Origin of the sequence: Mesorhizobium sp. (assembly GCF_017306585.1) — a bacterium.
Lineage (GTDB): Bacteria > Pseudomonadota > Alphaproteobacteria > Rhizobiales > Rhizobiaceae > Mesorhizobium.
Map to the genome: position 1 here is coordinate 34,419 of NZ_JAFKIC010000116.1, position 22,423 is coordinate 56,841.

The following is a 22,423-nucleotide window of genomic DNA, read 5'->3' on the forward strand; positions in this document are numbered from 1 at the left end:
CCTGTTGTTCCTCCCAATGCGGTCACGATCTGCCCGATCCGAAGCGGCGGCAACGGATCGCTTTCGGAAAGCGCTATACAACATTTTAAATATTGACGCGCGTAAAATTTTTATAGAACATGCGAACATGATGGTGGCATCGGGAGGCTGCCGCCCTGGGAGGAGAAATGCCAGACGTGAAAAACGGCCGGGCGCCGCTATCAAACCCGTTGGCCATGCCTGCAGCGGATCTTTCCGCCGGGTCGGCGACCGCCGCCGGTTCAGGCATAGATCACCTTCGCTTCGATTCTCTCGAGCTGGGTACGAATTGGACCGGGCAGGCCGTCGTCGGTGATCACCACATCGACGCCCGACAGCGGGAATGCCTTGGAGGTGCCGCTGACGCCCCACTTGCTCGAATCGGCGAGGAGGACAACGCGTCGCCCCATGCGGACGAGGTTTCGCTTCGTTCGCGCCATATCCTCGTTCACGTCGACCACATCCAGCGACGAGTCGATCGCATGCGCTCCAACAAAAACCTGATGCGCCACCAGGCCGCCGAGAGCCGTGTCGGCATCGGTGATCAGCGTGCTCACCGTGTCGGGATAAACCCGGCCGCCGATCATGTGAACGTCGAGCCCGGGTCGATGCATCAGATGCTGCACGATATTCATCGCCGTGGCCGCGACCACGACATTGCTGAGCGGCGGTAACTGCATGGCAACCTGCATCAATGTCGAGCCGCCGTCGAAGATGACGGATTGGTTGTCCTCAAACAGCTCGACCGCTGCCCGCGCGATGCGCTTCTTTGCATCGAGGTTCGTTTGCATCCGCCGGGCGAACGCGGCCGTCGTCGAATCGGTGGTCCGGGTCACCGCGCCGCCACGGGTCTTGGTCAGCAGTCCCTTGCGGTCCATGATCTCGAGGTCGGAACGCACCGTGACTTCCGACACGCCAAAATCGTCGGACAGGTCCTTCGTGCGGACCTGTCCGCTACGTTGCACCTCGCCCAGGATCGCTTGGCGTCTCTGCTCTGACAACATTGCCCTGTCCTTGCCTTCATGCGCCCGACAACCGGTCTGGCTTCAGTCTGCCTTGCCAAATATACGCAGATTCGAAAGCTTTCGAAAGATTGCTTTTCCAATCTCTTTCGCAAAAACTAGCTCCAGGGTTTCGAAACTAAACCATTGGAGAATTCTGCAATCATGAGCCTAGGAACCAAAGTGCGCCTGGCGCGCCTCTTCTCGGATCCATCGGGGAACCTCTTTGGCGGCGCGGTCGACCACTTCGTCGGCTATGGCGATGTCCGCAAAGGCGGTCTTGCCGACCTGCCGGGGGCGCTTGCGCGGGTGATGGCGGGCAAGCCGGACTATGTCAGCATCCAGCCCGGCACCGCGCGGCATCTGTGGCCGCAATATGCGGGCAAGGCCTCCCTGGTGATCCAGGCCGGCTGCTTCACCCCGGATGATCGCATCAGTGAGTTGATCGCAACGCCCGAGGATGCTGTCCGCGCGGGGGCCGATGCGTTGGCCGTGGCCATTCCGGTGCGCGGCGCGACCGAGGGCAAATACATACGCTGGCTGACCGATTCGGTGAACGCGGCGGCCCGCTACGGCATGCCCGTCGTGGCGCATATCTACCCTCGCGATTTCACCGACGGAGCAAAGATCGTCTTCACCCCCGACGAGATCGCCTATGCTGCGCGCATCGGCTACGAGTCCGGCGTCGACGTGATCAAGATCGGTTACACCGGAGATTTCGAATCGTTCCGAGAGACCGTCCGGACCTGTCCGGTGCCGGTTGTGATCGCCGGTGGTCCGAAGACCGATACGCTGCTCGGCGCCCTGCAGCAGACGGCGGACGCCATCCGTGCCGGCGCGCGCGGTGCCGTAGTCGGCCGCAATCTCTGGGGCCATGGCGATCCTCAGAAGGCGGCGCTCGCTTTCCGGGGCGTCATCCATGACGGCCTGTCGGCGCAAGACGCCCTGACCAAAGCGGGTGCCTGAACGATGCCCGCTGTCCCTTCAATCCTCGGCTTCGGCGCCATCGCGATAGACGACATCGTCTATGTCGATCAGCCGTTGTCGGCGGGCAAGGGAAAGGTGCTGCAAAGCGCCCAGGCTTTCGGCGGGAATGTCGCGACGGCCCTTGCCGCCGTCGCGCGGCTCGGCGGAAGCGCCGGGTTCGTCGGATGGCTGGCAAGTGCCGAGGACGACGCCGTGCTGTGCGACCTCAACGCGAGCGGCGTTGAAACCGCATTCGCGCCGCGCCACCCGCGCGCACGCCCGGTACACTCACGCATCACTGTCGGCTCGGATGGCGATCGGTTCATCGCCTATGACGACGAAGCGATGCTGGGCACCGCGCCGGACTTTCCAGACGAGGTCCTCAGCCAAGCGAGCGTCCTGATCGTCGACAGTTACGCGATCGGGTCGATCGAGGTCGTGGCTCGGGCCCGCGATCTCGGCCTTGGGGTGCTCGGCGATATCGAATGGAGCGGCGGTCCGGCCACAGAGACGTTGATGGCGCTCTGCGACCATCTCATTCTGCCCCTGGGCTTTGCGCGGACCGCCACGGGTCGTCGATCGCCCGCCGAGGTGCTCGACGCATTGTGGTCGCCGTCGCGGTCCGCTGTGGTTCTGACGGATGGCGGCAGGGGGGTCTACTACCGCGGAGGCGACGAGACAGGGCTCTGGCACCTGCCTCCGCACCAGGTTGAAGTCGTCGACTCGACCGGTGCGGGTGACTGCTTTCATGGCGCCTATGCGTATGCATTGACGCGCGGAGCCGACACCGCTGGCCGGGTCGCATACGCGGCGGCGGCCGCGGCCCTGTCGATAACGGGGCGTGGCGGTCGCGAGGCGCTTCCGACCGGCGACCAGGTCGAGCGACTCCTGGCATCGGCGAACGCTCCGTCGCCAGTCGACCTGAAATACGCGCAGCCCGACACTGGAACATAGGCTGAAACGATCCGAAGAAACATTCTCGCAAGCGAAAACGGGCCACGAATAATTATAAAGATCAGTGGCTTAGACTTGTGGAGGGAGGAATATGGCAGAAGTCGTTCTTGAGAATATCTGCAAGACCTACGGGAACAATTTTCGTGCAATCGACCAATTGAACCTGTCGGTCAAGGACGGCGAGTTCCTGATTCTCGTCGGGCCGTCCGGTTGCGGCAAATCCACCGCGTTGCGAATGATCGCGGGATTGGAGGACGTCACCAGCGGCAGCCTTCGGATTGGCGGCGTCGACGTCGTCGATATGCCGCCGAAGGACCGCGACATCGCGATGGTCTTCCAGAGCTACGCGCTCTACCCGCATATGACTGTGTTCGAGAACATCGCCTTTTCGATGCGGCTGGCGGGCAAGCCGAAGGCCGAGCGCAAGAAGCGCGTGGACGAAATCGCCAAGACCCTTCAACTGACGTCGCTGCTCGACAGCAAGCCAGCGAACCTTTCAGGCGGGCAGCGTCAAAGGGTTGCCATGGGCCGCGCCATGGTGCGCGAGCCCGCCGCCTTTCTCATGGACGAACCGCTTTCCAATCTGGACGCGAAACTGCGTGTTCAGATGCGCGCTGAGATCACAAGCCTGCAAAAGCAGCTCGGCGTCACGACCATATACGTCACCCACGACCAGACCGAAGCGATGACGATGGGCGACAGGGTCGCGGTGTTGAAGGGCGGCGTGCTGCAGCAGGTCGACACGCCGAAGCGGCTCTATGAGTCGCCGGTGAACGCCTTCGTCGCCGGCTTCATCGGTTCTCCCTCGATGAACCTTTTCGAGGCGACGCTGAAGGGCGACGAGCTGACGGCCGGTACCTTCGCCATCCGGCTGCAGGATGCAGCCTTCGCGCGCAGGCCGGGCCTGAGGTCCTATGCGGGGCGCAAGGTCGTGTTCGGGATCCGGCCCGAGGATCTCTATGACAGCAGCCTCGAATCCGGCCGCAAATATCAGACGATACCGGCGAGGGTGACCTCGATCGAGGAGCTCGGGTCCGAACACATCGTCCATCTCAGCATCGACGCGGTCCGTGTGGACTCCGGCGACCCGGACGCGGTGGACGATTTCGGCCGGGCGTCGAATGCGGTGGCGAAATTCGAACCGGTCAGCACAGCCCGCTCCGGCTCGGAAATCCGGTTGGCGCTGGACGACAGCAAGCTCCATTTCTTCGATCCCGAGACACATCTGGCGATCTGAAGAACCGCGGCAAGGCCCGCAGGCGAGGGCGAGGCGCCTGCGTAGAAGACTTCTGAATAACCAGACGATCGGCGGCATTGTGCGGTCGATCTCAAAAGAAGGAGGAGAGAATGACGTTTCGTATAAAATCCGCGATGCTGAAAATGGCGGCGGCCGCATGGCTGCTTGGCGCGACCGGCGCCATGGCCGACACGACGCTGGAATTCACCCAATGGTGGGAGCCCGAGCTGCCGGCCGGCTCGCTCCGGGCGATCATGGATGACTTCGAGGCCGCGAACCCCGGCATCAAGGTGACGCTGGTCAGCGGCCCCTATGCGAGCACGCGAGACCAGATCTCGGTTGGCGCCGCGACCGGAACACTCAGCGACGTCGTCGGTCTCGATGGCGCATGGGTGAACAATCTGAACGCGCAGAACGCGCTCGCCGACATGAACCCGATGATGGATGCGAGCAAGTTCGACAAAACCCAGGTCGCCGATATTATCAAGGTGGACGGCAAGGCGGTGATGTTTCCCGTCGCTTCGTTCGTCTATCCGGTCTTCGTGAATCTGGACATCGCCGCCAAGGCGGGCGTGACCAAGCTCCCATCGACCCGCGCTGAGTTTCTCGACGCCGCCAAAAAGATGACCCATGCCGACAAGAACCAGTATGGCTGGGTGCTGCCCCTGTCGCTGCAGTCTCCCGCCGGAGTTCAGAACGACCTGATGTCGTGGGTGTGGGCCTCGGGCCAATCGATGATGGCGAACGGCAAGCCCGACCTCGAGGGCAAGCCCGTGGTGGACATGCTCACCTTCGTCAAATCGCTCAACGACGCCGGCACCATCTCGCCCGGCATCGCCACCAAGACCGAACAGGAAAAGGTCGAGGAATTCGTCAACGACCGCGTCGGCATGATGATCGACTCGCTCGCGCATGTTAACCTCATCCGCAAGCGCAATCCCAACCTGAACTTCGACCTCATCCCGGTCCCGGTCGTGGACAACTATACCGGAAAGCGCGGCCTTCCCTATGCTTCCTGGGGCATCGGCATCTCCGCGGCCTCGAAGCATCAGGAGGAGGCCTGGAAACTCGTCCAGTATCTGATGAGTGAGAAGGTGAACGCCAAGCTCGTGTCGCTTGCAAACGCCTTCCCGGGCAACGTCAACGCCAAGCCCGACTTCGTGACATCGGACAAGGCTTTCGGCAAGGCTTTCGAAATCTTCAAGACCGGTTATCTCGCCAACGAGTTCACGGGCCTGCCGGTGGCTGAAGACCTGATGACCCAGTTCGACGTGCAGACCCAGAAGATGCTCGCCGGCGAGCAGACGCCGGAACAGGCGGCGGCTGCTGCCCAGAAAGGCTGGATGGCGAAATTCTGATCGCCCTATTCCGCTCTTGCAGCGCTTCTACCGGTTGGTCCGCCATCAGGCGGGTCAACCGGAAAATCACGAATCCGAATGCTATTTGAAGCCCTTTCTCTCGTCGCGAGGTTGGCACCATGACCCGACAGAAGCGGTCCCATCACAAGCTCAGACGAGCTGTGGCGCCCTATCTCTATTTATCGCCCTCGCTCGTCATCATCGGGCTTCTGATGCTGTTGCCCATGGCGACGGTGATTGCCTACTCGTTCCAGAACAGCGCGGTGCTGCGTCGTGACCCATCCTTTGCCGGACTGAAGCACTACCAGGCGATCTTCGCCGACCCTGTGTTCTGGGCCTCGCTGTGGCACACGCTCTACTTCACATGCATGAGTGTCATTTTCCATATGACCATCGGCATGGTCTTCGCGCTCATGCTGAACAGCGACCGCATCAATCCCACGCTGCGCAACATCCTGCGCGTGCTCTACATACTGCCCTGGCTGTTCACCGCCGTGATCATCGCGGTGATCTGGCGCCTGCTGCTCGAACCGAACGGCGTCGTCAACAGCATCCTCATGCAGCTGGGCATCATCGGTTCCAAGGTCGAGTGGTTTTCGTCGCCCGAGACGGCGCTGCATGCCGTCACCTTTGCCAATATCTGGGCGGGCTACCCGCTGTTCATGGTCAGCCTGCTCGCGGGTCTGCAAGGCATTCCCAAGGACTTCTACGAAGCCGCCGATATCGACGGGGCGAAGGCCTACCAGAAGCTGATCTTCATCACCATCCCGCAGCTGATGCCGATCATCATCAGCATCTCGCTGCTCGACTTCATCTGGACAATGCAGGTCTTCCCGCTGATCTGGATAACGACGGGCGGGGGGCCGATCTATGCGACCGAGGTTCTCAGCACCTACACCTACAAGCTGGCGTTTTCGAGCTACAACCTGTCTCAGGCGTCGGCGAGTGCCGTGGTCATCCTGCTGATCTCCCTCGGCTTGACGCTGTTCTATATTCGCTATCAGCGGGCTAGGTAGGACGCCATGAGAAAACGGAACTCCGGCAAAGACAAACTGATCACCGTCGCGCTGCATGTTGCCCTTGCGGCAGGGCTGTTCTTCGCAGCCTTCCCGATCTACTGGATGCTGAGCAGCTCGTTCAAGTCGAATACCGAGATCTTCGCGCTGCCGCCAACCATCCTGCCGAAGGCCTTCACGCTGGAAGCCTATACGGCGATCCTGAGCGACCCGGTGAAGCTGCGCTTCTTCTTCAACAGCTACTTCGTGGCGGGAGCGGTGACCCTGCTGACGGTGCTGATCGCCTTGCTGGCCGCCTACGGCTTCAGCCGCTTCAATTTCCGCGGCAAGGGCAGCTTGAACACGCTCATCATCAGCACGCAGACCATACCGCCCATCACGCTTCTGATCCCGTTCTTCGGGCTCGTCGTCTCGTATCGCATCTTCGACACCTATATCGCCCTGATCGTGACCTATCTGGTGTTCACCCTGCCTTATGCGATCCTCTTGATGACGGGATATCTGAACACCTTGCCGCGCGATCTCGACGAAGCGGTGGCTGTCGACGGCGGCACCAGCTGGACAGCGCTTTGGCGGGTGATCGTCCCGATCTCGCTGCCCGGTATCGTGGCGACGTCGGTCTACACATTCCTGCTCTGCTGGAATGAATTCCTGTTTGCGCTGACGCTGACGAAGTCGACGTCCATGCGCACCGTCCCGATCGGCATCCAGTTGCTGATGGGGCAGCATGCGTTCGAATGGAACCAGATGATGGCGATGAGTGTGCTCGGCTCACTGCCGCTCTTGCTCATCTATCTCATTGCCCAGAGGTTCTTCCTCGCCGGGATGACCGCGGGCTCGGTCAAGTAGGATGTCCCAAGAGGAACTGATGGAACAGATCGGTATCAAGGAATGAAAGAATGACCGTGAAAGACCTCAAGGTCGGCTGCCAGACCTTCACCTGGGAAATGCTGGGGGACCGCTTCACCGGCGGCCCGGACGATCTGCTGAAGGCGATCGCCGATGGCGGCTATGCCGGCATCGAGATCACCGACACCATGATCGGCCGCTATGCCGGCAAGCCGACAGAATTCGCCGCCGCGCTGAAGGCTTCCGGCCTGACGCTCGTCTCCTTCGCCTTCGGCTCGAGCAGCGGCTTCACGCTGAAGGAGGCAATCGGCAAGGATGTCGAAACGGCGAAGCGCTGGATCGATTTCGTCGCCGCCTTTCCGGGCGCGCTGGTGTCGATGGGTTCGGCGACCGTCGTCTCCGAGGGGCCGCGCGACGGTAAATTCGCCATCGCGGCTGATGTCTACAACCAGGCCGGCGAGCTTGGTCGCAAGGCCGGCGTGCAGGTCGCGGTGCATCCGAGCTCGCACCACAACACGCTGCTGTTCGACCGCGCCGATTATGACGCGATCTTTGCCCTGCTCGATCCCGATCTTGTCGGCTGGGTGCCTGATACCGGCCACATATTGCGCGGCCACAAGGACATGGCCGACACGCTGACCACCTATCGAGACCGCATCCGCTACATCCACCTCAAGGACGTCGACGCCCAGGGCACCTGGGCGATGCTCGGCAAAGGCGTCTGCGACACGCCTCGGGTCATCGAGATCGCCGGTACCGCGCCGAATTTCAACGGCTGGCTGGTGCTGGAAGAGGAGTCGGACACAGCGGCCGCCGATCCGGCCGGCGCGGTCAAGACCAACCGCCAGACGATGCGCGGCTACGGGGCCTGAGACGATGATCAAGAAACAGGACAGGCGCCTCAGGGTCGGTGTGCTCGGCTGCGGACCGATCGCGCAGTTCGCACATCTGGAATCTTGCGTGAAGGCAGCCAATGCCGATCTCTATGCCATCTGCGACGCCGCGCCAGACCTGCTCGCCCGCATGGGCGCCACCTACGAGCCGCAAAAAATGTATGCCGACTATGACGCCATGCTCGCCGACCCCGAACTGGAGGCGGTGATCGTCGCGACGTCGGATGCCTATCACGTGCCGATGTCGATCAAGGCGCTCGACGCCGGCAAGCATGTGCTGTGCGAAAAGCCGATCGGCGTGTCGGTCGAGGAAGGCGAGGCGCTTGCCGAAGCGGTGAAGCGCTCCGGCAAGGTGCTGCAGGTCGGCCATATGAAGCGCTTCGACCCGGCGCTCGAGGGGGCACGCGACTTCGTCCGCGACGAGATGGGCGAGGTGTTGGCGCTGAAGGCCTGGTATTGCGATTCCACCCATCGCTACACCAACACCGATGCCGTGCAGCCGTTGCCTGTCACCAGCAAGCTGGCGCGGAAGCCGGGCGGCAATCCAAAGGCCGATCTCAGGCAATATTTCATGCTGGCGCACGGCTCGCATCTGGTCGACACGGCGCGTTTCCTGTGCGGCGAGATCACCGCCGTGCGCGCCCGTCTCAACGAGCGCTTCGGCGCCTATTGCTGGTTCGTCGAGACCGAGTTCGCCAGCGGCGCGCTCGGCCATCTCGACCTCACCGTCGCGGTACGCATGGACTGGCACGAGGGCTTCCAGCTCTATGGCCAGAACGGCTCCATCATCGCCAGGACCTTCAACCCATGGTACTTCCGCGCCAGCGAGGTCGATATCTTTCACGAGAAGGACGCGACCTCGCGCAAGCCGCTCGGCGCCGACGGCCATTTCTTCCGCCGCCAGCTCGAAGGCCTCGCCGATGCCGTGCTTACCGGCGCGCCGATGCGCGGCGCTGATGTCGAGGACGGCATAGCCTCGATCCGCGCCATGGTGGCGATCGCCCGTTCGGTGGAGAGCGGCGAACGCGTCGAACTCGCCTCGGTCTCAGGTGCCGTCTGATGCGCCTCGGCATCTTCGCCAAGACCTTTCCTGGCACTGACCCCGCCGTCGTGCTGGCTGCGGTGAAACAGGCCGGCTACGAGACGACGCAGTTCAATCTCGCCTGCGCCGGCCTGCCGTCCATGCCCGATTTCGTGCCGGCCGATACCATTACGACCATCAGTACTGCTGCGCGGTCGTCAGGCGTTTCGCTGGCCGCACTTTCGGGCACCTACAATATGGCGCATCCCGACAGGACGGTGCGCGATGACGGCTTGAAGCGCCTGGCGGTGGTCATCGATGCCGCGGCCGCGCTGGGCATTCCGCTGGTCACGCTCTGCACCGGCTCGCGCAACGCGTCGGACCAATGGGCCCATCATCCCGACAACGCCTCGCCGGCCGCATGGTCCGACATGGCCGCCGAGATGGAAAAGGCGCTGGCGCTGGCCGAGAAGGCGGGTGTCGACCTCGGCATCGAGCCCGAACAGGCCAACATCGTCACCTCGGCCGGAGACGCGACGCGCCTGATCGCCGATATGGGCTCGAGGCATCTCAAGATCGTGCTCGACCCTGCCAATCTCTTCGAGCATGCGACGCCGGACGAGGCGCGCGCCATCGTCGCCGCCGCGATCGACGAGGCCGCCGGCCACATCGCCATGGCGCACGCAAAGGACCGCCATGATGACGGCCGCTTCGCCACGGCGGGGCAAGGCATTGTCGACTTCCCCGATTTTGTCGCCCGATTAAGGGCCGTGGGGTTTTACGGCGCGCTGGTGACCCATGGGCTGTCGGCTGATGAGGCGCCTGGCGTCGCCGACTTCCTGCGAGGGCTCGTCTGATGGCCGCCATGCCGACGACCATGCTTCGCGATGACGCTGCCCTTCGTATCTTCGACACGGGGCAGGGCGGGCTTCCCGTCGTCTTCCAGCACGGTCTCGGCGGCGATGCCGCTCAGGTGGCGCAGAATTTCCCCGACAATCCGTCCCGCCGGCGGCTCACAGTCGAATGCCGTGCACAAGGCGGTTCAGCCGCCGGAAGCAAGCGGCCGTTCTCGATCGCCATGTTTGCCGACGATGTCTTGGCCGCCGCCGACACGGCCGGTGTCGATCGCTTTGTCGCCGGCGGCATCTCGATGGGCGCGGCGATCGCGTTGCATCTGGCGGCCCGGCATCCGCAACGCGTTTCCGGTCTTGTGCTGGTTCGACCGGCTTGGGTGTTCGATGCGGCGCCACAAAACATGCGGCCTTACGTGGAGGCGGCGGACCTCATCCGCCGGCTCCCGCTGGATGAGGCGCGCGACACCTTCGCCTCTTCCGCCACATCATCCCGCTTCCGTAGCGAAGCGCCCGACAATCTCGCTTCCCTGCTGGGCTTCTTCGCCCGCGAGAACGCAACCGTCTTCGCCGAGGTGATGCAGGCGATCGCCAATGACGGGCCTGGCATCACGCGGGCTGAGGCCAGCGCGCTTGCCGTCCCGGCGCTCGTCATCGGCTGCGGCGCCGATCTCGTTCATCCGCTGGCGACTGCCCGCGATCTGGCGAATGTCATGCCCAACGCCACCTTCGCCGAGGTCACGCCGAAGGCCACCCACAAGGACCGCCACTTCGCCGAAATCCGCGCCGCCATCGGTGGCTTCCTCGACAGACATTTCAACAACCAGGACCAGTCATGACTTCCAAACCCCTGTCAGGCCCGGCCGCCATCGCCGCCTTGCCGCGCGATCGTCTGATCGCCGAATTCTCTTCGTGGTCGGCCAATCTCGCCAATTTCGAGAGCGACCTGCAACGCATCGAGCCTTATGTCGATCTCCATCACATCGATGTCGCCGACGGCCATTTCGCGCCGTCCTTCCTGTTCTTCCCCGACCTTGTCGCCCGCATCGCCAGGCTGACGGCCAAACCCATCCACGTCCATCTGATGGTCGATGCTTCCATCGTCGAGGCGCAGACGCGCCAGTTCATCGAGGCGGGCGCCGATATGATCAGCGTCCATGCCGAGAACGGCGAGGCCGGATTGCGCGCCGTGCGGCTGGCGCGTGAGCTCGGCGTCGAAGCCGGCGTCGTGCTCAGGCTGGAGACACCGGTCGAGACGGTCACCCCCTTTGTCTCCGAGGTCGCCTTCGTCACGCTTCTCGGCACCGCGATCGGCGTCAAGGGCCAGGGCCTGTCGGAAAAAGCCTGCGACAGGCTGGGCGAAGCCCGCGCCATCCTGCGAAAGGCAGGCCGCGAGGCGGCCGTGGTTCTTGCCGCCGACGGCGGCATCCGCCACGAGACCGTGCCGCAGCTTCGCGCGGCCGGAGCCGAGACGGTGGTGCTCGGTTCGCTCGCCTTTGGCGACAAGGACCTCGCCGGGCGCATCGCCTGGCTGCATGGGCTGAAGGTCGCGGCATGACAACCCAGGCCGCCCTCGCAATCGATCTTGGTGGCACCGAGCTTCGTGCCGCCCTGGTCGACCGCGACGGCAAGATACTGGCCTTCGCGGCCGTGCCGACGCAGGCGCAGGCCGGCCCCGAAGTGGTGATCGGCCAGATCGAGGCGCTGGCGGCGACCGTTCATGCGCAAGTCCCGGAGCTCGCCATTGTCGGCGTCGGCGTCGGCGCGCCGGGACCGCTCGATCCGCTGGCTGGCATCGCGGTCGGACCGCCGACGCTTGCCGGCTGGCAGGACGTGCCGCTGGCCGATATCCTGGAGCGGCGGCTCGGCCTGACGGTGCGGCTGGAGAACGATGCCAATGCGGCAGCACTCGGCGAATGGCGCTTCGGCGCCGGTCATGGCGCTCGCTCGCTGGTCTTCGTCACGGTGTCGACCGGCATCGGCGGCGGCGTCGTCGCCGACGGGCGCATCCTGCACGGGCGACGCGGCCTGGCGGCCGAGATCGGCCACATGACCATCACCAATGAGGGCGAACGCTGCATGTGCGGCGTCGTCGGCTGCTTCGAGGCGGTTGCCTCAGGCACCGCGCTTGGCCGCCGCGCCAACGCCGCGACGTCGCCCCTGGACGGCTCGACGCTGCGCCGCCTGTCCGCGAATGGCGAGGTGACTGGCCGCCATGTCGTCGAGGCGGCCCGGCTGGAAGACGATCTTGCGCTCGCCCTGCTCGAGGAGGAGGCGCGCTGGCTGGGCGTCGGCTTCACCAACCTCCTGCATCTCTATTCGCCCGATGTGCTGGTCGTCGGCGGCGGCATCGCCAATGGCCTCGACCTTATGGCGCCGGTCATCGAGGCGACCATCCGCGAGCGCGCCATGCGCGCCTATCGCGACGTGCCGGTCGTCCAGGCCCAGCTCGGCCGCCATGCCGGCCTGGTTGGCGCGGCCAGCCTGGTGCTGTTCGACGAAGGCGGCACGTTGGCGGCTCCCATGCCCGTCGGCCCAAGCACTTATCCGGACAAGAGAAGGGACTTCAACGGCTGAACTCAAGCCGCGCGGCTTGCGCAAATCCGCCTGACATCCCCACCACATGAAAATGGCCGGAGGCAGCGATGCCCCCGGCCATTTGCATTGCCATGCGGCTGCTACTCGGCGGGAACGACGTTGGCCGGCAGGCTGTCGTCGGCTGTCCCGGCCAGCGCCTTCGCCAGCTTGGCCTCGTCGAGTTCGCCTTCCCAGCGGGCCACCACCAGCGTCGCCACCGCGTTGCCGACGAAGTTGGTCAGAGCCCGGCATTCCGACATGAAGCGGTCGACGCCAAGAATCAGCGCCATGCCGGCGACAGGCACCGAGGGAACCACCGAAAGCGTTGCCGCGAGCGTGATGAAGCCTGCCCCCGTGATGCCGGCCGCACCCTTCGAGGACAGCATCGCCACCAGAAGCAGCAGGATCTGGTCGCCGAGCGAAAGAGGGATGTTGGTGGCCTGCGCGATGAACAGTGCCGCCAGCGTCATGTAGATGTTGGTGCCGTCGAGGTTGAAGGAATAGCCGGTCGGGATGACCAGGCCGACCACCGAGCGCTTGGCGCCGGCCTTTTCCATCTTTTCCATCAGCGAGGGAAGGGCGGCTTCCGACGAGGAGGTGCCCAGCACCAGCAGCAGCTCTTCCTTGATATAGCGGATCAGCGACAGGATGGAGAAGCCGTTGTAGCGGCAGACCGCGCCCAGCACGACGAACACGAACAGGAAGGCGGTGACGTAGAAAGTGCCGACCAGCATGGCGAGGTTGATCACCGAACCGATGCCGTATTTGCCGATGGTGAAGGCCATGGCGCCGAAGGCGCCGATCGGGGCGGCCTTCATCAGCACGCCGACCAGCTTGAACATCGGCGCCATCAGCGCCTGCAGGAAGTTGAGCACCGGTTCGCCCTTGTCGCCGACCAGCGCCAGCGCGACGCCGAACAGCACCGAGAAGAACAGCACCTGCAGGATGTCGCCATCGGCGAAGGCGCCGACGATCGTTCCGGGGATGATGTTCATCAGGAAGCCGGTCACCGACTGGTCATGCGCCTTGGCCGCATAGGTGTTGACGGTCGAGGCGTCGAGCGTCGCCGGGTCGATGTTGAAGCCGGCGCCCGGCTGCACGACATTGGCGACGACAAGGCCGACGATCAGGGCGAGCGTCGAGAAGGTGAGGAAATAGAGCATCGCCTTGCCGGCGACGCGGCCGACCTTCTGCAGGTCGCTCATGCCGGCGATGCCGGTCGCCACCGTCAGGAAGATGACCGGCGCGATGATCATCTTGACCAGCTTGATGAAGGCGTCGCCCAGCGGCTTCATGCTCTCGCCGATCGATGGATAGTAATGGCCGAGCAGGATGCCGACGGTGATCGCCACCAGCACCTGCACATAGAGCTGGGCATAGAGGGGTTTGCGCTGCGCGCCGGGCACGGCGGATTGGTCTGCGATATGCATCGAACTCTCCCTGGCCGGATGGGGCGGCTAGCGCGCCCTGCAAGGCTTCTCCCATCGCGGCGTTCCGGTCGCCCGCCGCTGCGAACGGGTTTGCAAGCGCCGTGCCAGATCAAGGAAAGGCCGGAATCCCTGGATTTGCGGCCGTTTCGGTTCTCCCGGCTGCAAGGCCTGTGCGGATTTCCGCACAGGCCTTGTTTGCGAGGGCGGAATTTCGCATTACACTGCCGGCAAAGCCGCCGGGCAAAGGGAGAGAGCCGACGCCGCAAGCACGCACCGACAGTGAAACCGCCGGGTTTGCCGGACGCGACCTGCCGCGCGAAGCGATGGCCTTCCTGCGCGACGGCCGCTGGCTGATCCTGGCCATGGTGCTGGCGCTCCTGGCCGGCGCGGTCGCCGTTGCCGGCAGCATCGCGCGGGACCAGGCCGCCGGCGACCTGCGCGACGGAGCGATGGCCGCCTTGCCGCTGGCTGCTGGAACCCTGACCGGCGAGATCGAAAAGCAGCGCCTCGTGCCGCTGGTGCTGGCGCGCGACGATGCGGTGCGCGCAGCGCTGCGTCGCGCCGGAAAGGTGGAGGAGCCCGCCCTCGATGCCAAGCTCCGGGCCATAGCCAGCGATGCCTCGGCGTCGGCCATCTATGTCATCGACACGGCGGGCATCGCCATATCGGCCAGCAATGCCGGCCAGCCGGACAGCTTTGTCGGCATCGATTACAATTTCCGGCACTATTTCCAGGAAGCGATGGCCAATGGAGCCGCCAGCCAGTACGGCCTCGGCACCATCAGCGGCCGGCCGGGCCTCTACCTCGCCAGTCGCGTCGACGATGGCGGCAAACCGCTTGGCGTCGTCGTTCTGAAAGTTGAACTCGGCGGCGTGGAGGCCAGTTGGAGAGCCAGCGGCTTCCTCGTCTTCGTCACCGACGAACGCGGCGTGGTGCTGGCCACCAGCCAGCCCGACTGGCGATTCCGCGCCCTGGCGCCGCTCTCGGCCGAGGATACCGCGGTGGCACACGAGCGGCTCCAGCTGACCGACGCCGCCTTCGAACCGCTGCCGATGAGGCGCGGCGCCGGCGATGGCCTGGCGACGATCGAGGACTCGCGAAAGCCGCGCCAGTTCGTCGAGGTGGTGCAGGACCTTCCCGGTGCTGTTCCCGGCTGGCGCCTGTGGCTGCTGACGCCCGCCGACACAGCACTTTCGTCCGCGGCCAACACAGCACGCCTGACCACGCTGTTGGGCCTGCTGTTGACCGGACTGCTGACCTATGCGCTCACCAGGCGGCAGCGCGCGCGCCGGCTACGCCAGGAGGCGCTGGCGCGCATGAATGCCGAACTGGAAAGCCGGGTCAGCACGCGAACGGCGGAGCTGACGCGCTCCAACACCGCGCTGGCAGGCGAAATCACCGAGCGCGAAAATGCCGAAGCCAAGGTGCGCCGGCTGCGCGACGATCTCGCCCAGGCCAACCGGCTTTCCATCCTTGGCCAGATCGCCGCCGGCGTCGCGCATGAGATCAATCAGCCGGTCGCCGCCATCCGCACCTATGCCGAGAATGCCGGCCGTTTTCTCGAAAGCGGCAAGACCGAACCGGCGAGCGGCAATCTCACTTCGATCGTCTCGATGACCGAGCGCATCGGCGCCATCACCGGCACTTTGCGCACCTTTGCTCGTCGGCCCGGCCTTGCCGCTTCGCCGCTGCCGGTGCGCGAGGCGATCGACGGCGCGCTGTCGCTCCTGTCCGGCCGTATCCGCGATTCCGGCGTCACCATCGTCAAGCCGCGTGGCGACACGTCGCCACTGGTGATGGCAAGCCGCATCCGGCTGGAGCAGATCCTGGTCAACCTGTTGCAGAATGCGCTGGACGCCATGAAGGACCGGCCCGATCCCCGCATAGAGATCGACCTGGCCGAGCACGACGACAGGGTGCTGATTTCGGTGCGTGATAATGGACCCGGCCTCGGGCCGGAGGCCGCCGGCAATCTGTTTATGCCGTTTCAGACCACTAAGGAGAAGGGGCTTGGCCTCGGCCTGGTGATCTCGCAGGAGATCGCGCAGGAACTGGGCGGCACGCTGCGGTTCGACGCTGATTACGCGGGCGGCGCATCCTTCACCATCGACTTGAGGCGGATCGAATGACTGAGGGATCAGGACTGGTGGCCCTCGTCGAGGACGACGCGGACCTGCTTCACGCCACCACGCAATTGCTCGAACTGGCCGGCTTCTCGGTGGTCGCGCTCAAGGCCGCCGAGGCGGCGCTTGGCGTCGTCGACGCCGGTTTCGAGGGCGTGGTTGTCAGCGACATCAGGATGCCCGGCATGAATGGGCTGCAGCTGTTCGACCGCATCAAGGCCATCGATGCCGACCTGCCTGTGATCCTGGTCACCGGGCATGGCGATGTCGATCTGGCGGTGGCCGCACTGAAGGACGGAGTCTACGATTTCATCCCGAAACCCTATGCGGGCGAGCGCCTCGTCGAGGCTCTGAAGCGAGCCCTTGAGAAGCGGCGGCTGGTGATGGAGAACCGCCGCCTGCGCGAGGCCGCGGCGCTTGCCGCCGACGGCATGCCCCTGATCGGCGAGGCGCCTGCCATGCGGCGCTTGCGCGAGACCTTGCGCCAGATCGCCGACATGGATGTCGACGTGCTAGTGGAGGGCGAGACAGGGACCGGCAAGGAGGTGGTGGCAGATCTCCTGCACCGTTGGGGCCGGCGGCGTGCCAGGCCGTTCGTGGCTCTGAACTGCGGCGCCCTTCCGGAGACCGTCATCGAAAGCGAACTGTTCGGCCACGAGGCCGGCGCGTTCACCGGCGCGCAGCGGCGGCGCATCGGCAGCGTCGAACACTCCAGCGGCGGCACGCTGTTCCTCGACGAGATCGAATCCATGCCGCCGGCCCTGCAGGTCAAGCTCTTGCGGGTGCTGGAGACACGCAGCCTCACCCCGCTCGGCTCCAACGAGACCAGGCGTCTCGATCTCAGGGTTGTCGCCGCGACCAAGGTCGATCTCGGCCGCCCCGACCAGCGCGGCGATTTCCGTGAAGACCTCTACTTTCGGCTCAATGTGGTGACGCTGCGCATCCCGCCGTTGCGCGAACGGCGCGGCGACATACCGATGCTGTTCGGACATTTTCTGGCCAAGGCGGCGGAGCGCTTCAACCGTCCCGTGGCCGAAATGAATGCTGCCGTCAGCAGCCACCTGCAATCGCATGACTGGCCTGGCAATGTGCGCGAGCTCGTGCATTTCGCCGATCGCGTGGCACTCGGCCTCGGTCCTGATGACCAGGCCAATGCGGCGCCCACACGGGAATCATCAGCGGCGCTGCCTGAGCGGGTCGGGCATTATGAGGCGCAGCTGATCCGCGAGGCATTGCGTGATCATGGCGGCGACGTGCGCGGCGCCATCGATGCTCTCGGCGTGCCGCGCAAGACGTTCTACGACAAGCTGAAGCGCTACGGCATTGCCGCATCCGAATTCCGCAATGGCGATCAGGACCAGCAAGTCGTTCGGGGACGCATATAGCCGTTGCGCAAGCGCTTCGCCCTTCGTAACGCTTTGTACCCGCCGCATTCCGGAAAGAGCCATGAATACGACCCTCGAAACAACGGCAAACCCTCCGCCGGAAGACCTCGCCTTTCTCAGCGAGCGCCTGACGTCGTTCAACGACGGCGATGTCGGCGCTTCCGAAAGGAAGGCGCTCGCCGTCTTCGTGCGCGACGAGGACGGCGCGGTCGTCGCCGGCACTTCGGGCTACACCGCCTGGGGCTGGCTCTACGTGCAATGGCTGTGGGTCGATGAAAGGCTGCGCGGCCAGCACATGGCGGGCCGGATGCTGGACGCGGCCGAGCAGGAAGCCGTTGAGCGCGGCTGCCACGGCGCGTTGATCGACACCTTCAACCCCAACGCCGCCAAGGTCTATCAGCGCCAGGGCTATCAGCCCTTCGGCACGCTGGCCGATTTCCCGGTGGGCCGCAGCCGCGTCTTCCTGCAGAAGAAACTGTCGCCGACCTGATCAGCCGGCGAGCCGCCCGCCGCGCATCGGCTGCGGCGCGCCGGTCGTGCTTGGAAAGCTGATCGGCAGGCCGCGCAGCACGCGCACGGCGAGGAAGGCAAAACACTCCGCCTCCACGGCGTCGCCGCTCCAGCCGAGGCTTTCGGCCTGCACCACCTCGACGCCGGCGCGGCGGGCGAGCATCGCCATCATCGTCGGATTGTGGCGGCCGCCGCCGCTGACCACAAGCTTTTTCGGCCGGCTGGGCAGCATGTCGAGCGCCTTGCCGACGGCGCCGGCGGTGAAGGCGGTCAGCAGCGCCGCGCCATCCTCGGCGCCCAGCCCATCGGCCATTGCCGCACCGAAATCGAAACGGTCGAGCGATTTCGGATAAGGCTTGGTCAGATAGGGGTGCTGCAACAGCTTGGCGAGGCGCGCCTCATCCACCTTGCCGGCGCGTCCCAGCGCGCCGTCGCGGTCCATGTCGCCGAGCCCTTTCGACTTGATGAAGTCGTTAAGCGGCGCGTTGGCGGGGCCGGTGTCGAAGGCGACGACATTGTCGGCGCCGCCCCACCAGGTGATGTTGCCGACGCCGCCGAGATTGAGCACCGCCACCTCGCCACTGGCGCCGGCGTTGCGCATCAGCGCCGTGTGATAAACAGCCGCGAGCGGCGCCCCTTGCCCGCCCGCGCGCATGTCGGCCGAGCGGAAATCATAAGCGACCTTGGTGCCGAGGATTTTATGCATCAGCTCGCCGTCGCCGAGCTGCCGGGTCTGGCCCAGTCGCCCGACCTGCGGCGCGCGATGCAGCACGGTCTGCCCGTGAAAACCGACGACGCCGATATCGGCCATCGTCATGCCGTAGCCTTCGACCAGTTCCTTGACCGCCGCCGACTGCGCGCGCGTCAGCGCTTCCTCGGCCTTGCTGAAGATCTCCGGTTCGGGACCGGTGAAATTCCAGGCCCTGGCCGCCGTCAGGGTTTCTTCAAGCAGCGAACGGATCGACGAGGGATAAGGCATCAGCCGGTATGTGCCGAAATCCGCGACCCGCTCGCCATCGGTCTTGATCAGCGCGACATCGATGTTGCCGTCGAGCACGGTGCCGGTCATCAGGCCGACGGCCCAGATTGGTTCCATGGTCGCTTCCTAGTTCCCATTGTTGGGATCGCCGATCGCTCGTCGCGGCGCAACGATTCCCCTGTCGAAACGACATGTCGGATGAATTCGGTCGGTGAGCAAGGTCTGTGAATCACCCTTGTCGACGTCGATCAACAGTCCGGTGCCGGTATGGCCGATGGTTTCAGGGCCGTAAAGCGCCGAGGGGCCAGTCTTCACAACGGCGTTCCCAGCGAAGGTGCGGACGGCCGATAAAGGCACGCGCCTCGGCGTGATCGATTGTTCGCACGTGCCTGTGGCGTGGAGGTCAGCCCTGGCGCGGCACGCCCCTGGCTAAGAGATAGACGAGATACGGCCCGCCGAGCAGCGAAGCGAACAGGCCGGTGGGCAATTCGTAGGGAAAGGCGGCCATGCGCGACAGCCAGTCCGAGACGATCATCAGCAAGGCGCCGAGAAGCATGGCTCCCGCGAGATGAATGCGCGCACGGGAAAGGCCGGCGAGGCGGGCAAGGTGCGGCGCGATCAGGCCGACGAAGCTCAGCGGCCCGACGACCATGGCCGACAGCGCCGTCAGAAGTGCTGCCACGACGATCAGCAGCAGCCGCCCGCCGGCGACCGGCACGCCCAGGCCACGGGCGCTGTTCGTGCCCAGCGGCAGGATGTCGAGCCAGCGGGCGGCAAGGAACAGCGGCAGCACCAGTGGCGGCAGACAGGCCATTGCAAGCCAGGCATCTCCTGATGTGGCCTGGCCGGTCGAGCCGCTCAGCCAGCGCAGCAATATGTAGGACTGCGCGTTGCCCATCGCGACGGTCGCGGTGATGACGGCGCTGCACAGCGCGCTCATCGCGATGCCGGCAAGGAGCAGCCGGTCGGTGCCGAACTTCGACCGCGCGGCGATCGCGAGCATGGCGATCAGTGCCGCGAGCGAACCCAGCGCCGATCCGGTCAGTTGCCAGCCGAGGCCGGCGGTGGCGCTGATCGTCAGCACGGCGGTCAGGCCGGCTCCGGCGCCGGTGCCGACGCCGAGCACTTCGGGGCTTGCCAGCGGATTGCCGGTGACCCTTTGGATGACGACGCCAGCCGCAGCGAGCATGGCGCCGGCGGCCGCCGCCACGACGATGCGCGGTGCGCGCCAGGCGGCGAGGTCGGCGAGCAGGCCGCCGCTCGCGAATGACCAGCCCGTGGGGCCGCGTCCGACCAAAAGCGCCAGGACGGCGGCGATGAGTATCAGCGCCAGCAGGAGCAGAATGAGAAGCCACGGCCGGCTGGCCTTGCGCGGTGAGGTGCCGGCCGAACCGAGATGCGGCCACTCGAACATGCGCAGCCGTGGCAGGAGCCACAACAGCAGCGGGCCGCCGAGCAGTGCGGTGCCGGCGCCGGTCGGAATGCGCTCGCCCCCGGTGCCGGCCGCAAGTTGCACCAGCCCGTCCGTCAGCCACAGCAGGATGGCGCCGACCAGGGGTGCGGCCAGCAGTTTCTGCCGCAAGGTGCGGGCGCCGGAAAGCGTGGCGAGCGCCGGCGCGGCGAGGCCGACGAAGCCGATGACGCCGACCTCAGCCGCGACGGTGGTCGCCATCCACACCGAGAGCGCGATGACGAGGAAGCGGCTGGTGTGGCGGGCAACGCCCAGGCCGCGCGCCGAGGCGTCGTCGAGGCCAAGGATGGTCAGCGGCCGCAGCAGCATCAGCGCCGCCATCGCGCCGGCCGCAAGTCGCGCGGCAAGCGCGATGGCCGGTCCCCAATCCTGCTGGACCAGCGATCCGCCGCCCCAGATGAACAGCGAGAACAGGTATTCGCCATTGGCGAGGATGAGCGCGGCGCTGACCGAACTCGCCGTCAATGCCACCATCATGCCGGCAAGGACGACGGACACCGGTTCGAGCCCGCGCCGCCAGGTCAGCGCCAGTACCAGCAGCACCGCCGCCGTGCCGCCGGCGAAGGCGACCAGGCCTTGCGACCGCTCCATCAGCAAGGGCGCGTGCAGCGACGCGATCGTCATGGCCAGTTGCGCGCCGGCCGAAATACCGAGCGTCGACGGCTCTGCCAGCGGGTTGCGCAGCACATGTTGCAACAAAAGACCGGACAGGCCGAGCACGGCGCCCGCCAGAACCGCCACGGCGGCGCGCGGCAGCGTGCTGTAGAACAGGATGACATGGTCGAGATTGCTGTTGTTGCTGTGAAGCGTTGCCGGCCATTGCGTGCCCACGCGCCACGCGAACAGCAGAGCCGCCACCGCTGCCAGGGCGCCCCACAGGACGAGGGGAGACAGGGCACGCTGCGCCCTGAGGTGGTCCGTTGCAACGCGGTCCGTCATGAAGCGTGCCCGGCAAGGGCGGCGGCCGCCAGGCGCGCGAAGCGGCGTGCCGATGGCAGGCAGCCGAAATGATTGATCGGTTCCAGCACCGCGAGGCGCCTTTCGCGCACCGCAGGCAGCGCGTTCCACAAGGCGTTCGTCGGCAGCGAGCGCCCGACATCGGCCGGCAGCGGCGAGACGATCAGCATCGACGCCTCGGGCACGCGCGCCAGCGCTTCCAGCCCGACTGGTGCTGCCGCGCTGTAGCTGGTTTCGTCGGTCCACGCATTTTCCATGCCGAGGCGCGACAACACGTCGCCGAACATCGCGTCGCGGCCGAAGGCGCGGAAGTGCCTGCTGTCGCCAAGGCTGATGACGAAGACCGGCCGCGCCGATGATGGCGGCAGACTGGCGCGCAGGCGCGAGATCTCGCCGGATGTTTCGTCGACATAGCGCCTTGCCTCAGCCTGCCGCCCGAGTTTTTCGCCCAAAGCAACCGTCGCGGCCTCGGCGAGCGCATAGGGCGGCACGCCGGCTTCGTAGACTGGCTGCGCGAACACCGGCGCGATGCGTTCGAGCATCGGCCGCTGGTATTCGTAGAAATTCGAGATGACGATAAGGTCGGGGGCGATGATGCGCAGCAGCTCGTAATTGGGCGCGCCGCGCAGGCCGAGATCGGTCAGGGATCGAGGCACGGACGGCTCCACCGCGATCTTGCGGAACTGGATCAATTCTGTCGCTGCCGCCGGCTCGATGCCGAGCGCCAGCAACGTCTCCAGCATGCCCCAGTCGATCGCGGCGACGCGGTTCGCCGCCGCCTTGGCGGCGATCGGTGGCAGCAAGGCCGCGCCCGCCAGCCCCAGCAC

The 22,423-nt window shown here is 65.3% G+C and carries 20 protein-coding genes; 15 read left to right on the forward strand and 5 right to left on the reverse strand.

Annotated features, from left to right (window positions below; all coding sequences use genetic code 11):
• Window positions 1–260: 260 nt before the first annotated feature.
• Entirely contained in the window at window positions 261–1,022 is a 762-nt protein-coding gene (locus tag J0I79_RS08260; protein WP_292856342.1) for a DeoR/GlpR family DNA-binding transcription regulator, read from the reverse strand.
• Between the two features lie 162 nt (window positions 1,023–1,184).
• Between J0I79_RS08260 and J0I79_RS08265 the strand changes: the two genes are divergently transcribed.
• The 12 genes from J0I79_RS08265 to J0I79_RS08320 all read left to right on the forward strand — a co-directional run bounded on the left by J0I79_RS08265 (window position 1,185) and on the right by J0I79_RS08320 (window position 12,741).
• Window positions 1,185–1,985: a class I fructose-bisphosphate aldolase gene (locus J0I79_RS08265; protein ID WP_292856343.1), complete on the forward strand. Its 801-nt coding sequence runs from the start codon at window positions 1,185–1,187 to the stop codon at window positions 1,983–1,985.
• A gap of 3 nt (window positions 1,986–1,988) precedes the next feature.
• Window positions 1,989–2,939: a PfkB family carbohydrate kinase gene (locus tag J0I79_RS08270; protein WP_292856344.1), complete on the forward strand. Its 951-nt coding sequence runs from the start codon at window positions 1,989–1,991 to the stop codon at window positions 2,937–2,939.
• 91 nt (window positions 2,940–3,030) lie between these two features.
• Window positions 3,031–4,176, forward strand: a complete 1,146-nt coding sequence (locus J0I79_RS08275) for an ABC transporter ATP-binding protein (RefSeq protein ID WP_292856345.1) — start codon at window positions 3,031–3,033, stop codon at window positions 4,174–4,176.
• A 110-nt stretch (window positions 4,177–4,286) separates the two neighbouring features.
• The gene (locus tag J0I79_RS08280; RefSeq protein ID WP_292856346.1) at window positions 4,287–5,534 is read left to right on the forward strand and encodes a sugar ABC transporter substrate-binding protein; all 1,248 of its coding nucleotides are present in this window, start codon (window positions 4,287–4,289) and stop codon (window positions 5,532–5,534) included.
• A gap of 119 nt (window positions 5,535–5,653) precedes the next feature.
• Window positions 5,654–6,550: a sugar ABC transporter permease gene (locus J0I79_RS08285; RefSeq protein ID WP_292856347.1), complete on the forward strand. Its 897-nt coding sequence runs from the start codon at window positions 5,654–5,656 to the stop codon at window positions 6,548–6,550.
• Window positions 6,551–6,556: 6 nt separating this feature from the next.
• Window positions 6,557–7,399, forward strand: a complete 843-nt coding sequence (locus J0I79_RS08290; RefSeq protein WP_292856348.1) for a carbohydrate ABC transporter permease — start codon at window positions 6,557–6,559, stop codon at window positions 7,397–7,399.
• Window positions 7,400–7,449: 50 nt separating this feature from the next.
• The gene (locus J0I79_RS08295; RefSeq protein ID WP_292856349.1) at window positions 7,450–8,271 is read left to right on the forward strand and encodes a sugar phosphate isomerase/epimerase; all 822 of its coding nucleotides are present in this window, start codon (window positions 7,450–7,452) and stop codon (window positions 8,269–8,271) included.
• 4 nt (window positions 8,272–8,275) lie between these two features.
• Window positions 8,276–9,352, forward strand: a complete 1,077-nt coding sequence (locus tag J0I79_RS08300; RefSeq protein ID WP_292856350.1) for a Gfo/Idh/MocA family oxidoreductase — start codon at window positions 8,276–8,278, stop codon at window positions 9,350–9,352.
• Entirely contained in the window at window positions 9,352–10,170 is an 819-nt protein-coding gene (locus tag J0I79_RS08305) for a sugar phosphate isomerase/epimerase (protein WP_292856351.1), read from the forward strand. The genes J0I79_RS08300 and J0I79_RS08305 overlap by 1 nt, the downstream gene beginning before the upstream one ends.
• Window positions 10,170–11,003 carry an alpha/beta hydrolase gene (locus tag J0I79_RS08310; protein ID WP_292856352.1) on the forward strand — a complete coding sequence of 278 codons (834 nt, stop codon included), beginning with the start codon at window positions 10,170–10,172 and terminating at the stop codon, window positions 11,001–11,003. Before J0I79_RS08305 ends, J0I79_RS08310 begins: the two co-directional genes overlap by 1 nt.
• Window positions 11,000–11,722, forward strand: a complete 723-nt coding sequence (locus tag J0I79_RS08315) for a ribulose-phosphate 3-epimerase (RefSeq protein ID WP_292856353.1) — start codon at window positions 11,000–11,002, stop codon at window positions 11,720–11,722. The genes J0I79_RS08310 and J0I79_RS08315 overlap by 4 nt, the downstream gene beginning before the upstream one ends.
• Window positions 11,719–12,741 carry an ROK family protein gene (locus tag J0I79_RS08320; RefSeq protein ID WP_292856354.1) on the forward strand — a complete coding sequence of 341 codons (1,023 nt, stop codon included), beginning with the start codon at window positions 11,719–11,721 and terminating at the stop codon, window positions 12,739–12,741. Before J0I79_RS08315 ends, J0I79_RS08320 begins: the two co-directional genes overlap by 4 nt.
• Window positions 12,742–12,842: 101 nt before the next feature.
• Here the strand turns inward: J0I79_RS08320 and J0I79_RS08325 are convergent, their stop codons facing one another.
• Window positions 12,843–14,171 carry a dicarboxylate/amino acid:cation symporter gene (locus J0I79_RS08325; RefSeq protein WP_292856355.1) on the reverse strand — a complete coding sequence of 443 codons (1,329 nt, stop codon included), beginning with the start codon at window positions 14,169–14,171 and terminating at the stop codon, window positions 12,843–12,845.
• Between the two features lie 323 nt (window positions 14,172–14,494).
• Between J0I79_RS08325 and J0I79_RS08330 the strand changes: the two genes are divergently transcribed.
• From J0I79_RS08330 to J0I79_RS08340, 3 genes are all read left to right on the forward strand, one after another.
• A complete protein-coding gene (locus J0I79_RS08330; protein ID WP_292856390.1) occupies window positions 14,495–16,300 on the forward strand; it encodes a sensor histidine kinase in 1,806 nt (601 codons plus the stop codon).
• Window positions 16,297–17,679 carry a sigma-54 dependent transcriptional regulator gene (locus J0I79_RS08335; RefSeq protein ID WP_292856356.1) on the forward strand — a complete coding sequence of 461 codons (1,383 nt, stop codon included), beginning with the start codon at window positions 16,297–16,299 and terminating at the stop codon, window positions 17,677–17,679. The genes J0I79_RS08330 and J0I79_RS08335 overlap by 4 nt, the downstream gene beginning before the upstream one ends.
• A gap of 61 nt (window positions 17,680–17,740) precedes the next feature.
• Window positions 17,741–18,169 carry a GNAT family N-acetyltransferase gene (locus J0I79_RS08340; protein WP_292856357.1) on the forward strand — a complete coding sequence of 143 codons (429 nt, stop codon included), beginning with the start codon at window positions 17,741–17,743 and terminating at the stop codon, window positions 18,167–18,169.
• Here the strand turns inward: J0I79_RS08340 and J0I79_RS08345 are convergent, their stop codons facing one another.
• The 3 genes from J0I79_RS08345 to J0I79_RS08355 all read right to left on the reverse strand — a co-directional run bounded on the left by J0I79_RS08345 (window position 18,170) and on the right by J0I79_RS08355 (window position 22,423).
• On the reverse strand, window positions 18,170–19,285 hold the full coding sequence (locus J0I79_RS08345; RefSeq protein WP_292856358.1) for an anhydro-N-acetylmuramic acid kinase: 1,116 nt from the start codon (window positions 19,283–19,285) through the stop codon (window positions 18,170–18,172).
• 286 nt (window positions 19,286–19,571) lie between these two features.
• Window positions 19,572–21,578: a Fe(3+)-hydroxamate ABC transporter permease FhuB gene (gene fhuB, locus J0I79_RS08350; RefSeq protein WP_292856359.1), complete on the reverse strand. Its 2,007-nt coding sequence runs from the start codon at window positions 21,576–21,578 to the stop codon at window positions 19,572–19,574.
• Window positions 21,575–22,423 (reverse strand): ABC transporter substrate-binding protein, encoded by an 849-nt coding sequence (locus J0I79_RS08355; protein ID WP_292856360.1) that lies wholly within the window; start codon window positions 22,421–22,423, stop codon window positions 21,575–21,577. The genes fhuB and J0I79_RS08355 overlap by 4 nt, the downstream gene beginning before the upstream one ends.

Bases quoted from the DNA above. Each gene is read 5' to 3' on its own strand.
- J0I79_RS08340 (WP_292856357.1), top strand. From the start codon at position 17,741: ATGAATACGACCCTCGAAACAACGGCAAACCCTCCGCCGGAAGACCTC.
- J0I79_RS08335 (WP_292856356.1), top strand. From the start codon at position 16,297: ATGACTGAGGGATCAGGACTGGTGGCCCTCGTCGAGGACGACGCGGAC.
- J0I79_RS08300 (WP_292856350.1), top strand. From the start codon at position 8,276: ATGATCAAGAAACAGGACAGGCGCCTCAGGGTCGGTGTGCTCGGCTGC.
- J0I79_RS08265 (WP_292856343.1), top strand. From the start codon at position 1,185: ATGAGCCTAGGAACCAAAGTGCGCCTGGCGCGCCTCTTCTCGGATCCA.
- J0I79_RS08310 (WP_292856352.1), top strand. From the start codon at position 10,170: ATGGCCGCCATGCCGACGACCATGCTTCGCGATGACGCTGCCCTTCGT.
- J0I79_RS08285 (WP_292856347.1), top strand. From the start codon at position 5,654: ATGACCCGACAGAAGCGGTCCCATCACAAGCTCAGACGAGCTGTGGCG.
- fhuB (WP_292856359.1), bottom strand. From the start codon at position 21,578: ATGACGGACCGCGTTGCAACGGACCACCTCAGGGCGCAGCGTGCCCTG.
- J0I79_RS08325 (WP_292856355.1), bottom strand. From the start codon at position 14,171: ATGCATATCGCAGACCAATCCGCCGTGCCCGGCGCGCAGCGCAAACCC.
- J0I79_RS08270 (WP_292856344.1), top strand. From the start codon at position 1,989: ATGCCCGCTGTCCCTTCAATCCTCGGCTTCGGCGCCATCGCGATAGAC.
- J0I79_RS08345 (WP_292856358.1), bottom strand. From the start codon at position 19,285: ATGGAACCAATCTGGGCCGTCGGCCTGATGACCGGCACCGTGCTCGAC.
- J0I79_RS08315 (WP_292856353.1), top strand. From the start codon at position 11,000: ATGACTTCCAAACCCCTGTCAGGCCCGGCCGCCATCGCCGCCTTGCCG.
- J0I79_RS08305 (WP_292856351.1), top strand. From the start codon at position 9,352: ATGCGCCTCGGCATCTTCGCCAAGACCTTTCCTGGCACTGACCCCGCC.
- J0I79_RS08260 (WP_292856342.1), bottom strand. From the start codon at position 1,022: ATGTTGTCAGAGCAGAGACGCCAAGCGATCCTGGGCGAGGTGCAACGT.
- J0I79_RS08275 (WP_292856345.1), top strand. From the start codon at position 3,031: ATGGCAGAAGTCGTTCTTGAGAATATCTGCAAGACCTACGGGAACAAT.
- J0I79_RS08280 (WP_292856346.1), top strand. From the start codon at position 4,287: ATGACGTTTCGTATAAAATCCGCGATGCTGAAAATGGCGGCGGCCGCA.
- J0I79_RS08295 (WP_292856349.1), top strand. From the start codon at position 7,450: ATGACCGTGAAAGACCTCAAGGTCGGCTGCCAGACCTTCACCTGGGAA.
- J0I79_RS08330 (WP_292856390.1), top strand. From the start codon at position 14,495: ATGGCCTTCCTGCGCGACGGCCGCTGGCTGATCCTGGCCATGGTGCTG.
- J0I79_RS08320 (WP_292856354.1), top strand. From the start codon at position 11,719: ATGACAACCCAGGCCGCCCTCGCAATCGATCTTGGTGGCACCGAGCTT.
- J0I79_RS08290 (WP_292856348.1), top strand. From the start codon at position 6,557: ATGAGAAAACGGAACTCCGGCAAAGACAAACTGATCACCGTCGCGCTG.